Here is a 14162-nt window from a genome sequence, read left to right on the forward strand (position 1 = left end):
CACCCACACCTGCGCCCCCACACGCCCACAACCCCATCCACGAGCGGAAGACCACACCCAGATGACGAGTTCCAACGAGCAGTTGGTGGACGCTCTGCGCGCCTCTCTGAAGGAGAACCAAGAACTCCGTGAAGAGAGTCGCCGCCTTGCCGACCGTCGGCAGGAGCCCATGGCGATCGTCGGCATGAGCTGCCGTTTCGCGGGCGGTATCCGGTCCCCCGAGGACCTCTGGGACGCCGTCGCCGCGGGCAAGGATCTCGTCTCCGACGTACCGGAGGAGCGGGGCTGGGACATCGACTCCCTCTACGACCCGGAGCCCGGGCGGAAGGGCACGACGTACGTCCGCAACGCCGCGTTCCTCGACGACGCCGCCGGCTTCGACGCGGGGTTCTTCGGGATCTCGCCCCGCGAGGCCCTCGCCATGGACCCGCAGCAGCGGCAGCTCCTCGAAGCCTCCTGGGAGGTCTTCGAGCGGGCCGGCATCGACCCCGCGTCGGTCCGCGGCACCGACGTCGGCGTGTACGTGGGCTGTGGATACCAGGACTACGCGCCGGACATCCGGGTCGCTCCCGAAGGCACCGGCGGATACGTCGTCACCGGCAACTCCTCCGCCGTCGCCTCCGGGCGCATCGCGTACTCCCTCGGCCTGGAGGGACCCGCCGTGACCGTGGACACGGCGTGCTCCTCGTCGCTCGTCGCCCTGCACCTCGCCCTGAAGGCCCTGCGGAACGGCGACTGCTCGACCGCCCTCGTCGGCGGCGTGGCCGTCCTCGCGACACCCGGGGCGTTCATCGAGTTCAGCCGTCAGCAGGCCATGGCCGCGGACGGCCGGACCAAGGGGTTCGCCTCGGCGGCGGACGGCCTCGCCTGGGGCGAGGGCGTCGCCGTGCTCCTCCTCGAACGGCTCTCCGACGCGCGGCGCAAGGGACACCGGGTCCTGGCCGTCGTGCGCGGCAGCGCCGTCAACCAGGACGGTGCGAGCAACGGCCTCACGGCGCCGCACGGCCCCTCCCAGCAGCGGCTGATCCGACAGGCGCTGGCCGACGCGCGGCTCACGTCGGCCGACGTGGACGTCGTGGAGGGCCACGGCACGGGGACCCGCCTCGGCGACCCGATCGAGGCGCAGGCACTGCTCGCCACGTACGGGCAGGGGCGTGCCCCGGGGCAGCCGCTGCGCCTGGGCACGGTGAAGTCGAACATCGGGCACACGCAGGCCGCTTCCGGTGTCGCCGGTGTCATCAAGATGGTGCAGGCGATGCGCCACGGCGTCCTGCCGAAGACCCTGCACGTGGACGAGCCGACGGACCAGGTCGACTGGACGGCCGGCTCGGTCGAGCTGCTCACCGAGGCCATGGACTGGCCGGAGCGGCCGGGCCGGCCACGGCGGGCGGGCGTCTCGGCGTTCGGCGTGGGCGGGACGAACGCGCATGTCGTCCTCGAAGAGGCTCCGGCCGTCGAGAAGGCGGAGGACGTCACGCCGTCGACCGTCGGTGGCGTGGTGCCGTGGCCGGTGTCCGCGAAGACCCCGGCCGCCCTCGACGCCCAGATCGGACGACTCGCCGCCTACGCGGACACCCGTACGGGCCTGGACCCGGCCGCGGCGGCCCGCACGCTGATCGACGGCCGTACGGCCATGGACCACCGCGCGGTCGCGATCGGCGACAGTCCGAAGGCCCTGCGGGACGCCCTCCACATGCCGGAAGAACTGATACGCGGCACGGCCACCGACCTCGGCCGCGTGGCGTTCGTCTTCCCCGGCCAAGGAACCCAGTGGGCGGGAATGGGCGCCGAACTCCTCGACACGTCCGAGGAGTTCGCGGCGGCCATGGCCGAGTGCGAGACCGCACTCGCTCCGTACGTCGACTGGTCGATCGAAGCCGTCGTCCGGCAGACGCCCGGCGCGCCCACCCTGGACCGGGTCGACGTCGTCCAGCCCGTCACCTTCGCCGTCATGGTCTCCCTCGCCCGCGTCTGGCAGCACCACGGCGTGACCCCGCAGGCCGTCATCGGACACTCCCAGGGCGAGATCGCCGCCGCGTACGTCGCCGGAGCCCTCACCCTCGACGACGCCGCCCGCGTCGTCACCCTGCGCAGCAAGTCCATCGCCGCACACCTCGCCGGCAAGGGCGGCATGCTCTCCCTCGCCCTCGGCGAGGAAGCGACGCAGGAGCGGATCGCGGACCTCGTCGGCCTCTCGATCGCCGCCGTCAACGGCCCCACCGCCACCGTCGTCTCCGGCGACCCGACCCAGATCGAGGAACTCGCCCGCGCCTGCGAGGCCGACGGCATCCGCGCCCGGATCATCCCTGTCGACTACGCCTCCCACTGCGCCCACGTCGAGACCATCGAGAGCGAACTCGGCAAGGCCCTCGCCGGGCTCACCCCGCGTGCGCCGCAGATCCCGTTCTTCTCCACCCTCGAAGGCGCCTGGATCACCGAACCCGCCCTCGACGGCACCTACTGGTACCGCAATCTCCGCCACCGCGTCGGCTTCGCCCCCGCCGTCGAAACCCTCGCCACCGACGAGGACTTCACCCACTTCGTCGAGGTCAGCGCCCACCCCGTCCTCACCATGGCCCTCCCCGGCACCGTCACCGGCCTGGCCACCCTGCGCCGCGAGGACGGCGGACGGCACCGCCTGACCACGTCCCTCGCCGAGGCGTGGGCCAACGGCCTCCCCGTCGACTGGGACTCCTTCCTCCCCGCCGCCGCCTCCCCCGCCGACCTCCCGACGTACGCCTTCCAGCACCGCTCCTACTGGATCAGTCCCTCGGCCCCCGGCGAAGCACCCACGCACACCGCTCCCGAGGCCGGGCTCGAAGCCGAGGCCGGCCAGGCGTGGGGGCTCGACGTCGCCGACCTCGACGAGGAAGGCCGGCGCGGCGCCGTACTCGCCATGGTGCTGCGGCAGGCGGCCGCCGTGCTCCGGTACGACTCGCCCGACGAGGTGTCCGTCGACCGGCCCCTGCGGGAACTCGGCTTCGACTCGCTGACCGCCGTCGACCTCCGTAACCGCATCAACCGGCTGGCCGGGCTCCACCTGCCGCCCACCGCCGTGTTCGAGCACCCCACGCCCGCCGCGCTCGCCGACCGCGTCAGCGCCGAGCTGGCCGAGCGGAACTGGGCCGTCACCGAACCCCGCGACCAGGCGGAACCCGCCGTCCCGGCCGCGGCCCAGACCCCGGCCACGGACCGTTCCCGCTCCGCCTCCCGCGCCGACGGGGGGATGTTCCGCGCCCTGTTCCGGCAGGCCGTGGACGACGGCCGGTACGGCGAGTTCCTCGGCGTCCTCGCCGAAGCCTCGGCGTTCCGCCCGCAGTTCGCCACGCCCGAGGCCTGCCCGGAGCGGCTCGAACCCGTGCTGCTCGCCGGCGCTCCGGCGAACCGTACGAAGGACCGTGCCCTTCTCGTCGGCTGCACGGGCACCGCGGCGAACGGCGGCCCGCACGAGTTCCTGCGGCTCAGCGCCTCCTTCCAGGAGGAGCGGGACTTCCTCGCCCTGCCCCTGCCCGGCTACGGCACAGGCACCGGTACGGGCACGGGCGGCGCCCTCCTCCCGGCCGACCTCGACACCGCGCTCGACGCGCAGGCCCTGGCGGTCCTCCGGGCCGCCGGGGACGCCCCGGTCGTCCTCCTCGGGCACTCCGGCGGCGCCCTGCTCGCCCACGAGCTCGCCTTCCGCCTTGAGCGGGCCCATGGCGCCCCGCCCGCCGGCATCGTCCTGGTCGACCCCTATCCGCCGGGCCACCAGGAGCCCGTCGAGGCGTGGAGCAGGCAGCTCGGCGAGGGTCTGTTCGCGGGCGAGCTCGAACCGATGGCCGACGCGCGGCTGCTCGCCATGGGCCGGTACGCCCGGTTCCTCGCCGCACCGCGTCCGGGCCGCAGCAACGCGCCCGTCCTCCTGGTGCGCGCCTCCGAACCGCTGGGCGACTGGCAGGACGAGCGCGGCGACTGGCGCGCCCACTGGGACCTTCCGCACACCGTCGCGGACGTTCCCGGCGACCACTTCACGATGATGCGGGACCACGCGCCCGCCGTCGCCGGCGCCGTCATCGCCTGGCTCGACGGCATCGAGCGGAACACCGCGCAGGGAGAGAACCAGTGAACGACAGACCCCTGAACGGACCCGTGAACAGACCCCTGAACGTGGACAGCGGCCTGTGGATCCGGCGCTTCCACCCCTCGCCGAACAGCACGGTGCGGCTGGTCTGCCTGCCCCACGCCGGTGGCTCCGCCAGCTACTTCTTCCGCTTCTCCGAGGAGCTCCACCCCTCCGTCGAGGCCCTGTCGGTGCAGTACCCCGGACGTCAGGACCGGCGCGACGAACCGTGCCTGGAGAGCGTCGAGGAGCTCGCCGAGCACGTCGTCGCGGCCACCGAACGCTGGTGGCAGGAAGGCCGGATGGCGCTCTTCGGGCACAGTCTCGGAGCCTCCGTCGCCTACGAGGCGGCCCGGATCCTCGAACAGCGGCACGGAGTACGGCCCGAGGGCCTGTACGTCTCCGGCCGGCGCGCCCCGTCCCTGGCGTCGGACAAGCTCGTCCATCTCCTGGACGACCAGGCGTTCCTCGCCGAGATCCGGCGCCTCAACGGCACCGACGACCGGTTCCTCCAGGACGACGAGCTGCTGCGGCTGGTGCTGCCCGCGCTGCGCAGTGACTACAAGGCAGCGGAGACGTACGAGCACCGGCCCTCCGCCAAGCTCACCTGCCCGGTGATGGCGCTGGCCGGCGACCGCGACCCGAAGGCGCCGCTGAACGAGGTGGCCGAGTGGCGCCGGCACACCAGCGGGCCGTTCTGCCTGCGGGCCTACTCCGGCGGCCACTTCTACCTCAACGACCAGTGGCACGAGATCTGCAACGACATCTCCGACCACCTGCTCGTCACCCGCTGCGCACCCGATCCCCGCGTCGTGCAGCCTCCGACCCGTCTTATCGAAGGAGCCGCGAAGAGATGGCAGAACCCACGGTGACCGACGACCTGGCGGGGGCCCTCACACAGCCCCCGCTGGGCCGCACCGTCCGCGCGGTGGCCGACCGTGAACTCGGCACCCACCTCCTGGAGACCCGCGGCATCCACTGGATCCACGCCGCGAACGGCGACCCGTACGCCGGCGTGCTGCGCGGCCAGTCGGACGACCCGTATCCGGCGTACGAGCGGCTGCGCGCCCGCGGCCCGCTCTCCTTCAGCCCGACGGGCAGCTGGGTCACCGCCGATCACGCCCTGGCGGCCCGTGTCCTCTCCTCGGCGGACTTCGGCGTGTCCGGCGCCGACGGCGGCCCCGTGCCGCAGCAGGTCCTCTCCTACGGGGAGGGCTGCCCGCTGGAGCACGAGCGGGCGCTGCCGTCGGCGCGCGACGCGGCGGAGGCCGGGCACCGCACCGAGGTCGAGCGGATCCACCGGGAGACCCTGGAGGGGCTCGCCCCGGACGTGTCGGCGTCGTACGCGTTCGAGCTGGTGGGCGGTTTCGTCCGTCCGGCGGTGACGGCCGCGGCAGCCGCCGTGCTCGGTGTTCGCGAGGACCGGCGCGGGGAGTTCGGCGACCTGGTGGAGCGGCTCCGGCCGCTGTCCGACAGTCTGCTGGCCCCGCAGTCCCTGCGGACGGTACGGGCGGCCGACGGCGCGCTGGCCGCGCTCGCGGCGCTGCTCGCCGACTCCTCCGGCCGGACGGACGGGGCCCTGCTGTCGGCGCTCGGTGTCACCGCCGCCGTCCAGCTCACCGGCAACGCCGTGCTCGCCCTCCTCGCCCACCCCGAGCAGTGGGGCGAGCTTTGTGCCCGGCCCGGGCTCGCCGCGGCCGCGGTGGAGGAGACCCTCCGCTACGACCCGCCGGTGCAGCTGGACGCCCGGGTGGTCCGCGCGGAGACGGAGCTGGCGGGCCGACGTCTTCCGGCCGGCGCCCATGTCGTCGTCCTCACCGCCGCCGCCGGCCGCGACCCGGAGGTCTTCACGGACCCGGAGCGCTTCGACCTCGCGCGCCCCGACGCCACCGCGCACCTCGCGCTGCACCCCGCCGGCCCGTACGGCCCGGTGGCGTCCTCGGTCCGGCTCCAGGCGGAGGTCGCGCTGCGGACCCTGGCCGGGCGTTTCCCGCGGCTGCGGCAGGCCGGGCCCGTGCTCCGCCCCCGCCGGGCGCCCGTCGGCCGCGGGCCGCTGAGCGTCCCGGTGAGCGCCTGAGACACCGGGACGCGGTCCTCCCCGGCCGCCGCCCCACCCCGCCCCGCCCCTCCACCGGCAGGAAGGACAACGACGCCATGCGCGTCCTGCTGACCTCGTTCGCACATCACACGCACTACTACGGCCTGGTGCCCCTGGCCTGGGCGCTGCTCGCCGCCGGGCACGAGGTGCGGGTCGCCGGCCAGCCCGCGCTCACGGACACGATCACCGGGTCCGGGCTCGCCGCGGTGCCCGTCGGCACCGACCACCTCATCCACGAGTACCGGGTGCGGATGGCGGGCGAACCGCGCCCCAACCACCCGGCGATCGCCTTCGACGAGGCCCGTCCCGAGCCGCTGGACTGGGACCACGCCCTCGGCATCGAGGCGATCCTCGCCCCGTACTTCTACCTGCTCGCCAACAACGACTCGATGGTCGACGACCTGGTCGACTTCGCCCGTTCCTGGCAGCCGGACCTGGTGCTGTGGGAGCCGACGACGTACGCGGGCGCCGTCGCCGCGCAGGTCACCGGTGCCGCGCACGCCCGGGTCCTGTGGGGGCCCGACGTGATGGGCAGCGCCCGCCGCAAGTTCGTCGCGCTGCGGGACCGGCAGCCGCCGGAGCACCGCGAGGACCCCACGGCCGAGTGGCTGACGTGGACGCTCGACCGGTACGGCGCCTCCTTCGAGGAGGAGCTGATCACCGGCCAGTTCACGGTCGACCCGACCCCGCCCAGCCTGCGTCTCGGCACCGGCCTGCCCACCGTCGGCATGCGTTACGTCCCGTACAACGGCACGTCGGTCGTGCCCGGCTGGCTGGGCGAGCCGCCCGCGCGGCCCCGGGTCTGTCTCACCCTCGGTGTCTCCGCGCGTGAGGTTCTCGGCGGCGACGGTGTCTCGCAGGGCGACATCCTGGAGGCGCTCGCCGACCTCGACATCGAGCTGATCGCGACGCTCGACGCGAGCCAGCGCGCCGAGGTGCGCAGCTACCCGAAGCACACCCGGTTCACGGACTTCGTGCCGATGCACGCGCTGCTGCCGAGCTGCTCGGCGATCATCCACCACGGCGGGGCCGGCACCTATGCGACCGCCGTGATCAACGCGGTGCCGCAGGTGATGCTCGCCGAGCTGTGGGACGCGCCCGTCAAGGCGCGGGCCGTCGCGGACCAGGGGGCCGGGTTCTTCCTGCCGCCGGCCGACCTCACCCCGCAGGCCGTCCGGGACGCCGTCGTCCGCATCCTCGACGACCCCTCGGTGACCGCCGCCGCGCACCGGCTGCGCGACGAGACCTTCGGCGACCCCACCCCGGCCGGGATCGTCCCCGAGCTGGAGCGGCTCGCCGCACAGCACCGCCGCCCGCCGGCCGGCGACCGTCCCTGACCCCCGTCGGAAGACCGCTCGGATACCACCCGGACACCGCCCGGAACCACCCGGACATCGCCCGGACATCGCCCGGGAAATCCTCAACCCTCAGCCCGAAAGCAGGAGTTCCGTGTACGAAGTCGACCACGCCGACGTCTACGACCTCTTCTACCTCGGTCGCGGCAAGGACTACGCCGCCGAGGCCTCCGACATCGCCGACCTGGTGCGTTCCCGTACCCCCGAGGCGTCCTCGCTCCTGGACGTGGCCTGCGGCACGGGCACCCACCTGGAGCACTTCACCAAGGAGTTCGCCGACACCGCGGGCCTGGAGCTGTCCGAGGACATGCTCACCCACGCCCGTACGCGGCTGCCCGACGCGACGCTCCACCAGGGCGACATGCGGGACTTCCGGCTCGGCCGCCGGTTCTCCGCCGTCGTCAGCATGTTCAGCTCCGTCGGCTACCTCCGTACGACCGGTGAACTCGACGCGGCCGTCGCGTCGTTCGCGCAGCACCTGGAGCCCGGCGGCGTCGTCGTGGTGGAGCCGTGGTGGTTCCCGGAGACCTTCGCCGACGGCTGGGTCAGTGCCGACGTCGTCCGCCGGGACGGGCGCACCGTGGCCCGCGTCTCGCACTCGGTGCGCGAGGGGAACGCGACGCGCATGGAGGTGCACTTCACGGTGGCCGACCCGGGCCGCGGCGTACGGCACTTCTCCGACGTCCACCTCATCACCCTCTTCCAGCAGGCGGAGTACGAGGCAGCCTTCACGGCCGCGGGGCTGCGCGTCGAGTACGTGGAGGGCGGCCCGTCGGGCCGTGGCCTCTTCGTCGGCGTCCCCGCCTGAGGCCGCTCGGCCCCCACACACAGACCCCCCGGGGCAACGCCCCGGGTGCACCAAGCACAGAGAGAGAAACGAACCGTGACAGGTAAGACCCGAATACCGCGCGTCCGCCGCGGCCGTACGACCCCCAGGGCCTTCACCCTGGCCGTCGTCGGCACCCTCCTGGCGGGCACCACCGTGGCGGCGGCCGCTCCCGGCGCCGCCGACACGGCCAACGTCCAGTACACGAGCCGGGCGGCGGAGCTCGTCGCCCGGATGACGCTCGACGAGAAGATCGGCTTCGTCCACTGGGCCCTGGACCCCGACCGGCAGAACGTCGGCTACCTCCCCGGCGTGCCGCGTCTCGGCATCCCGGAGCTGCGTGCCGCCGACGGCCCGAACGGCATCCGTCTGGTGGGCAGGACCGCCACCGCGCTGCCCGCGCCGGTCGCCCTGGCCAGCACCTTCGACGACACCATGGCCGACAGCTACGGCAAGGTCATGGGCCGCGACGGACGCGCGCTCGGCCAGGACATGGTCCTGGGCCCGATGATGAACAACATCCGGGTGCCGCACGGCGGCCGGAACTACGAGACGTTCAGCGAGGACCCCCTGGTCTCCTCGCGCACCGCGGTCGCCCAGATCAAGGGCATCCAGGGTGCGGGTCTGATGACCACGGCCAAGCACTTCGCGGCCAACAACCAGGAGAACAACCGCTTCAGCGTGAACGCCACGGTCGACGAGCAGACGCTCCGCGAGATCGAGTTCCCGGCGTTCGAGGCGTCCTCCAAGGCCGGCGCGGCCTCCTTCATGTGTGCCTACAACGGCCTCAACGGCAAGCCGTCCTGTGGCAACGACGAGCTCCTCAACAACGTGCTGCGCACGCAGTGGGGCTTCCAGGGCTGGGTGATGTCCGACTGGCTCGCCACCCCGGGCACCGACGCCATCACCAAGGGCCTCGACCAGGAGATGGGCGTCGAGCTCCCCGGCGACATCCCGCCGGGCGAGCCCTCGCCGCCTGCCAAGTTCTTCGGTGACGCGCTGAAGCAGGCCGTCCTGAACGGCACGATCCCCGAGTCGGCCGTGACCAGGTCGGCGGAGCGCATCGTCGGGCAGATGGACCGCTTCGGTCTGCTGTCGGCGACCCCGGCGCCCCGGCCCGAGCGCGACAAGGCGGGTGCCCAGGCGGTGTCCCGCAAGGTCGCCGAGAACGGCGCGGTGCTCCTGCGCAACGAGGGCCAGGCCCTGCCGCTCGCCGGTGACGCCGGCAAGAGCATCGCGGTCATCGGCCCCACGGCCGTCGACCCCAAGGTCACCGGCCTGGGCAGCGCCCACGTCGTCCCGGACTCGGCGGCCGCGCCGCTCGACACCATCAAGGCCCGCGCCGGCGCGGGTGCGACGGTGTCGTACGAGACGGGTGAGGAGATCTTCGGGTCGCAGATCCCGGCGGGGAACCTCAGCCCGGCGTTCCACCAGGGCGTGCAGCTCCAGCCGGGTCAGGCCGGGGCGCTGTACGACGGCACGCTGACCGTGCCCGCCGACGGCGAGTACCGCATCGCGGTCCGCGCCACCGGTGGTTACGCCACGGTGCAGCTCGGCAGCCACACCATCGAGGCCGGCCAGGTCTACGGCAAGGTGAGCAGCCCGCTCCTCAAGCTGACCAAGGGCACGCACAAGCTCACCGTCTCGGGCTTCGCGATGAGCGCCACCCCGCTCTCCCTGGAGCTGGGCTGGGTGACGCCGCAGGCGGCCGACGCGACGATCGCGAAGGCCGTGGAGGCGGCGATGAAGGCCCGTACGGCCATCGTCTTCGCCTACGACGACGGCACCGAGGGCGTCGACCGTCCGAACCTGTCGCTGCCGGGTACGCAGGACAAGCTGATCGCGGCGGTCGCCGACGCCAACCCGAACACGATCGTGGTCCTCAACACCGGTTCGTCGGTGCTGATGCCGTGGCTGTCGAAGACCCGCGCGGTCCTGGACATGTGGTACCCGGGCCAGGCGGGCGCCGAGGCCACCGCCGCGCTGCTCTACGGTGACGTCAACCCGAGCGGCAAGCTCACCCAGAGCTTCCCGGCCGCCGAGAACCAGCACGCGGTCGCCGGCGACCCGAACCGCTACCCGGGCGTCGACAACCAGCAGCAGTACACCGAGGGCATCCACGTCGGGTACCGCTGGTTCGACAAGGAGAACGTCAAGCCGCTGTTCCCGTTCGGGCACGGCCTGTCGTACACCTCGTTCACGCAGAGCGCCCCGACCGTCGTGCGCACGTCCACGGGCGGTCTGAAGGTCACGGTCACGGTCCGCAACAGCGGGCAGCGCGCGGGCCAGGAGGTCGTCCAGGCGTACCTCGGTGCCAGCCCGAACGTGACGGCCCCGCAGGCGAAGAAGAAGCTGGTGGGCTACACGAAGGTCGCGCTCGCCGCGGGCGAGTCGAAGACGGTGACGGTGAACATGGACCGTCGTCAGCTGCAGTTCTGGGACGCCGCGGCCGACTCCTGGAAGACCGGAACGGGCAACCGGCTCCTGCAGACCGGTTCGTCCTCCGCGGACCTGCGCGGAAGCACCACGGTCAACGTCTCGTGACGTGACACGCACGAAGACGGCGGTGCCCGCCACCCGGAAGGGTGGCGGGCACCGCCTTTCGGGCCTGGTACGCCGGTCAGCCGGCGTGCAGCGCCCACTCGCGTACGGCGTCGATCACCCGCAGCGCCTGCTCGCGCTCCAGGTGCGGGCCGATCGGCAGGCTGAGGACCTGCCGCGCGAAGCTCTCGGCGCGCGGCAGCGAGCCCTCCGCCGGGGCGTCGCCCGCGTAGGCGGGAGAGAGGTGCACCGGCACCGGGTAGTGCGTGAGCGTGTCGACGCCGCGGGCGTCCAGGTGGTCCCGCAGGTCGTCGCGGCGGTCCGTGCGCACGGTGAAGAGGTGCCAGACCGGGTCGGTGTCGGCTGCGGTCACCGGCAGGGTGATGCCGGGGAGTCCGGCGAGCCCGGACAGGTACTCCGCGGCCAGCGCCGACCTGCGGCCGTTCCAGTCGTCCAGGTGGGCGAGGCGGATCCGCAGGACGGCCGCCTGCATCTCGTCCAGGCGGGAGTTGGTGCCCTTCATCTCGTGGCTGTACTTCTGCCGGGAGCCGTAGTTGCGGAGCATCCGCAGCCGTTCGGCGAGCTCGGGGTCGCCGGTCACGACGGCGCCGCCGTCGCCGAAGCAGCCGAGGTTCTTGCCCGGGTAGAAGCTGAACGCGGCCACCGACGAACCGGCGCCGATCCGCCGGCCCCGGTAGCGGGCGCCGTGCGCCTGCGCGGCGTCCTCCACGATGTGCAGGCCGTGCCGGGCCGCCAGGTCGCGGAGGGCGTCCAGGTCGGCCGGGTGGCCGTAGAGGTGGACGGGGAGGAGTGCCCGGGTGCGGGGGGTGATCGCCTTCTCGACGAGCAGCGGGTCCAGGGTGGGGTGGTCCTCGTGGGGTTCGACGGGCACGGGGGTCGCGCCGGTGGCCGACACCGCGAGCCAGCTGGCGATGTACGTGTGCGAGGGGACGATCACCTCGTCGCCGGGTCCGATGCCGAGGCCGCGGAGCGCCAGCTGGAGGGCGTCCATGCCGCTGTTCACGCCGACGGCGTGGCCGGTCTCGCAGTAGGCGGCGAACTCGCCCTCGAAGGCTTCCAGTTCGGGTCCGAGGAGGTAGCGCCCGGAGTCGAGGACGCGGGCGACGGCGGCGTCGGTCTCCGCGCGCAGCTCCTCGTAGGCGGCCTTGAGGTCGAGGAAGGGGACGCGGGGGGTCACGAGGCCACTCCCGCGGCGAGCTCCGGCGCGGGTGCCTTGAGCGGCTCCCACCAGTCGCGGTTCTCCCGGTACCAGCGGACGGTGCGCGCGAGGCCGTCCGCGAAGGCGACCTGCGGCCGGTAGCCGAGCTCGCGCTCGATCTTCCCGCCGTCGAGGGAGTAGCGCAGGTCGTGGCCCTTGCGGTCGGCGACCTTCCGGACGGACGACCAGTCCGCGCCGAGCGACTCCAGGAGCATGCCGGTGAGTTCGCGGTTGGTCAGCTCCAGGCCGCCGCCGATGTGGTAGACCTCGCCGGCCCGGCCGCCCGCGAGGACGAGCGCGATGCCCCGGCAGTGGTCGTCGGTGTGCACCCACTCGCGGACGTTGGCGCCGTCGCCGTACAGGGGCAGCGTCCCGCCGTCGAGGAGGTTCGTCACGAACAGCGGGATCAGCTTCTCGGGGTGCTGGTACGGCCCGTAGTTGTTGCAGCAGCGGGTGATCCGCACGTCGAGGCCGTACGTCCGGTGGTAGGCGCGGGCGACGAGGTCGGATCCGGCCTTCGAGGCGGCGTAGGGGGAGTTGGGCTCCAGCGGGCTGCTCTCAGTCCAGGAACCGGAGTCGATCGACCCGTACACCTCGTCGGTGGAGACGTGCACGACCCGTCCCACGCCGGCGTCGACGGCGCACTGGAGGAGGGTCTGCGTGCCCTGCACGTTGGTCTCGGTGAACACGGACGCGCCCGCGATGGAGCGGTCGACGTGGCTCTCGGCCGCGAAGTGGACGACGGCGTCGACGCCGCGGAGCTCCCGGGCGAGGAGCTCGGCGTCGCGGATGTCGCCGTGGACGAAGCGCAGTCGCGGGTCGCCGGCCGCGGGGGCCAGGTTGGCGATGTTGCCCGCGTAGGTGAGGCTGTCGAGGACGATCACCTCCTCGGCGGGCACGTCGGGGTACGCCCCGGCGAGGAGCTGCCGCACGAAGTGCGAGCCGATGAAGCCCGCACCTCCGGTCACCAGAAGCCGCACTGCTGTCTCCCTTTCGGTGGCGCGGTGGGTCGCGCTGTCGGTCGCGATGTCGGTCGCGCTGTCGGTCGCGCGTACGCGGCGGTCGCGAGGCGTCGCCCTCACGGGGCTCCCTCGCGGCCGGCGATCTCCATCAGATACGTGCCGTACTCGGTGCGGGAGAGACGTTCTCCCAGGCGGTGGCAGGCCTCGGCGTCGATGAAGCCCATCCGGAAGGCGATCTCCTCTAGGCCGGCGATCCAGACGCCCTGCCGCTCCTCCAGGACCTGGACGTACTGCGCGGCCCGGAGGAGCGAGTCGTGGGTGCCGGTGTCCAGCCAGGCGAAGCCGCGGCCCAGGTCGACGAGTTCGGCCCGGCCCCGCTCCAGGTAGACGCGGTTGACGTCGGTGATCTCCAGCTCGCCGCGCGCCGAGGGCCGGATGTTCTTGGCGATGTCCACGACGTCGTTGTCGTAGAGGTAGAGGCCGGTGACGGCGAGGTTGGAGCGCGGCTTGACGGGCTTCTCGACGAGGCCGGTCAGCCGGCCCTCGGCGTCCACCTCGGCGACGCCGTACCGCTCGGGGTCCTTGACCGGGTAGCCGAAGAGCACGCAGCCGTCGAGCCGCGCGATGCTGTCCCGCAGGAGCGTGTACAGGCCGGGCCCGTGGAAGATGTTGTCGCCCAGGATCAGGGCGCAGGTGTCGTCGCCGATGTGGCCGGCGCCGACGAGAAGCGCGTCCGCGATTCCCGCGGGCTCTTTCTGTACCGCATAGTCGAGTTCGATTCCGAGGTGGCTGCCGTTTCCGAGCAGCGACTCGAAGAGTTCGATGTGCTGGGGGGTGGAGATGATTTGTATCTCGCGAATACCGCCGAGCATGAAAACCGACAGCGGATAGTAGATCATCGGTTTGTTGTAGACCGGAAGAATCTGTTTCGAAATCACCGAGGTCGCCGGATGCAGTCGAGTTCCGCTCCCGCCGGCCAGGACTATTCCCTTCATTCCCGGAAGCTAGCAGGAGAAGGCCGGTATTAACGGTTGGCGTGGCGGAGATAGGGGGCGCTAGGGG

9 protein-coding genes are annotated in these 14162 nt (G+C 72.7%); 6 read left to right on the forward strand and 3 right to left on the reverse strand.

What is annotated here, in order from left to right:
* Nucleotides 1-61: 61 nt before the first annotated feature.
* The 6 genes from OG357_RS14190 (at nt 62) to OG357_RS14215 (ending at nt 10922) form a co-directional block, all read left to right on the forward strand.
* Nucleotides 62-4105 carry a type I polyketide synthase gene (locus OG357_RS14190; RefSeq protein ID WP_329621496.1) on the forward strand — a complete coding sequence of 1348 codons (4044 nt, stop codon included), beginning with the start codon at nt 62-64 and terminating at the stop codon, nt 4103-4105.
* 23 nt (nt 4106-4128) lie between these two features.
* Nucleotides 4129-4971 (forward strand): thioesterase II family protein, encoded by an 843-nt coding sequence (locus OG357_RS14195; protein WP_329621497.1) that lies wholly within the window; start codon nt 4129-4131, stop codon nt 4969-4971.
* The gene (locus OG357_RS14200) at nt 4953-6176 is read left to right on the forward strand and encodes a cytochrome P450 family protein (RefSeq protein WP_329621498.1); all 1224 of its coding nucleotides are present in this window, start codon (nt 4953-4955) and stop codon (nt 6174-6176) included. Before OG357_RS14195 ends, OG357_RS14200 begins: the two co-directional genes overlap by 19 nt.
* 77 nt (nt 6177-6253) lie before the next feature.
* Nucleotides 6254-7534 carry an activator-dependent family glycosyltransferase gene (locus OG357_RS14205; protein ID WP_329621499.1) on the forward strand — a complete coding sequence of 427 codons (1281 nt, stop codon included), beginning with the start codon at nt 6254-6256 and terminating at the stop codon, nt 7532-7534.
* Nucleotides 7535-7646: 112 nt separating this feature from the next.
* Entirely contained in the window at nt 7647-8360 is a 714-nt protein-coding gene (locus OG357_RS14210) for a class I SAM-dependent DNA methyltransferase (RefSeq protein WP_329621500.1), read from the forward strand.
* A gap of 75 nt (nt 8361-8435) precedes the next feature.
* Nucleotides 8436-10922 carry a beta-glucosidase family protein gene (locus OG357_RS14215; protein WP_329621501.1) on the forward strand — a complete coding sequence of 829 codons (2487 nt, stop codon included), beginning with the start codon at nt 8436-8438 and terminating at the stop codon, nt 10920-10922.
* Between the two features lie 76 nt (nt 10923-10998).
* Here the strand turns inward: OG357_RS14215 and OG357_RS14220 are convergent, their stop codons facing one another.
* The 3 genes from OG357_RS14220 to rfbA form a co-directional block, all read right to left on the reverse strand.
* Nucleotides 10999-12117 carry a DegT/DnrJ/EryC1/StrS family aminotransferase gene (locus OG357_RS14220; protein WP_329621502.1) on the reverse strand — a complete coding sequence of 373 codons (1119 nt, stop codon included), beginning with the start codon at nt 12115-12117 and terminating at the stop codon, nt 10999-11001.
* Nucleotides 12114-13118, reverse strand: coding sequence for a dTDP-glucose 4,6-dehydratase (gene rfbB / locus OG357_RS14225; protein ID WP_329625591.1), 1005 nt, complete (start codon nt 13116-13118; stop codon nt 12114-12116). The genes OG357_RS14220 and rfbB overlap by 4 nt, the downstream gene beginning before the upstream one ends.
* Before the next feature lie 98 nt (nt 13119-13216).
* On the reverse strand, nt 13217-14095 hold the full coding sequence (gene rfbA, locus OG357_RS14230; RefSeq protein WP_329621503.1) for a glucose-1-phosphate thymidylyltransferase RfbA: 879 nt from the start codon (nt 14093-14095) through the stop codon (nt 13217-13219).
* Nucleotides 14096-14162 lie beyond the last annotated feature (67 nt).

This window comes from Streptomyces sp. NBC_01255, assembly GCF_036226445.1.
Lineage (GTDB): Bacteria > Actinomycetota > Actinomycetes > Streptomycetales > Streptomycetaceae > Streptomyces.

Excerpts from the sequence above, each read along its gene's own strand:
- OG357_RS14205 (WP_329621499.1), top strand. The coding sequence starts at position 6,254 with ATGCGCGTCCTGCTGACCTCGTTCGCACATCACACGCACTACTACGGC.
- OG357_RS14190 (WP_329621496.1), top strand. The coding sequence starts at position 62 with ATGACGAGTTCCAACGAGCAGTTGGTGGACGCTCTGCGCGCCTCTCTG.
- OG357_RS14200 (WP_329621498.1), top strand. The coding sequence starts at position 4,953 with ATGGCAGAACCCACGGTGACCGACGACCTGGCGGGGGCCCTCACACAG.
- rfbA (WP_329621503.1), bottom strand. The coding sequence starts at position 14,095 with ATGAAGGGAATAGTCCTGGCCGGCGGGAGCGGAACTCGACTGCATCCG.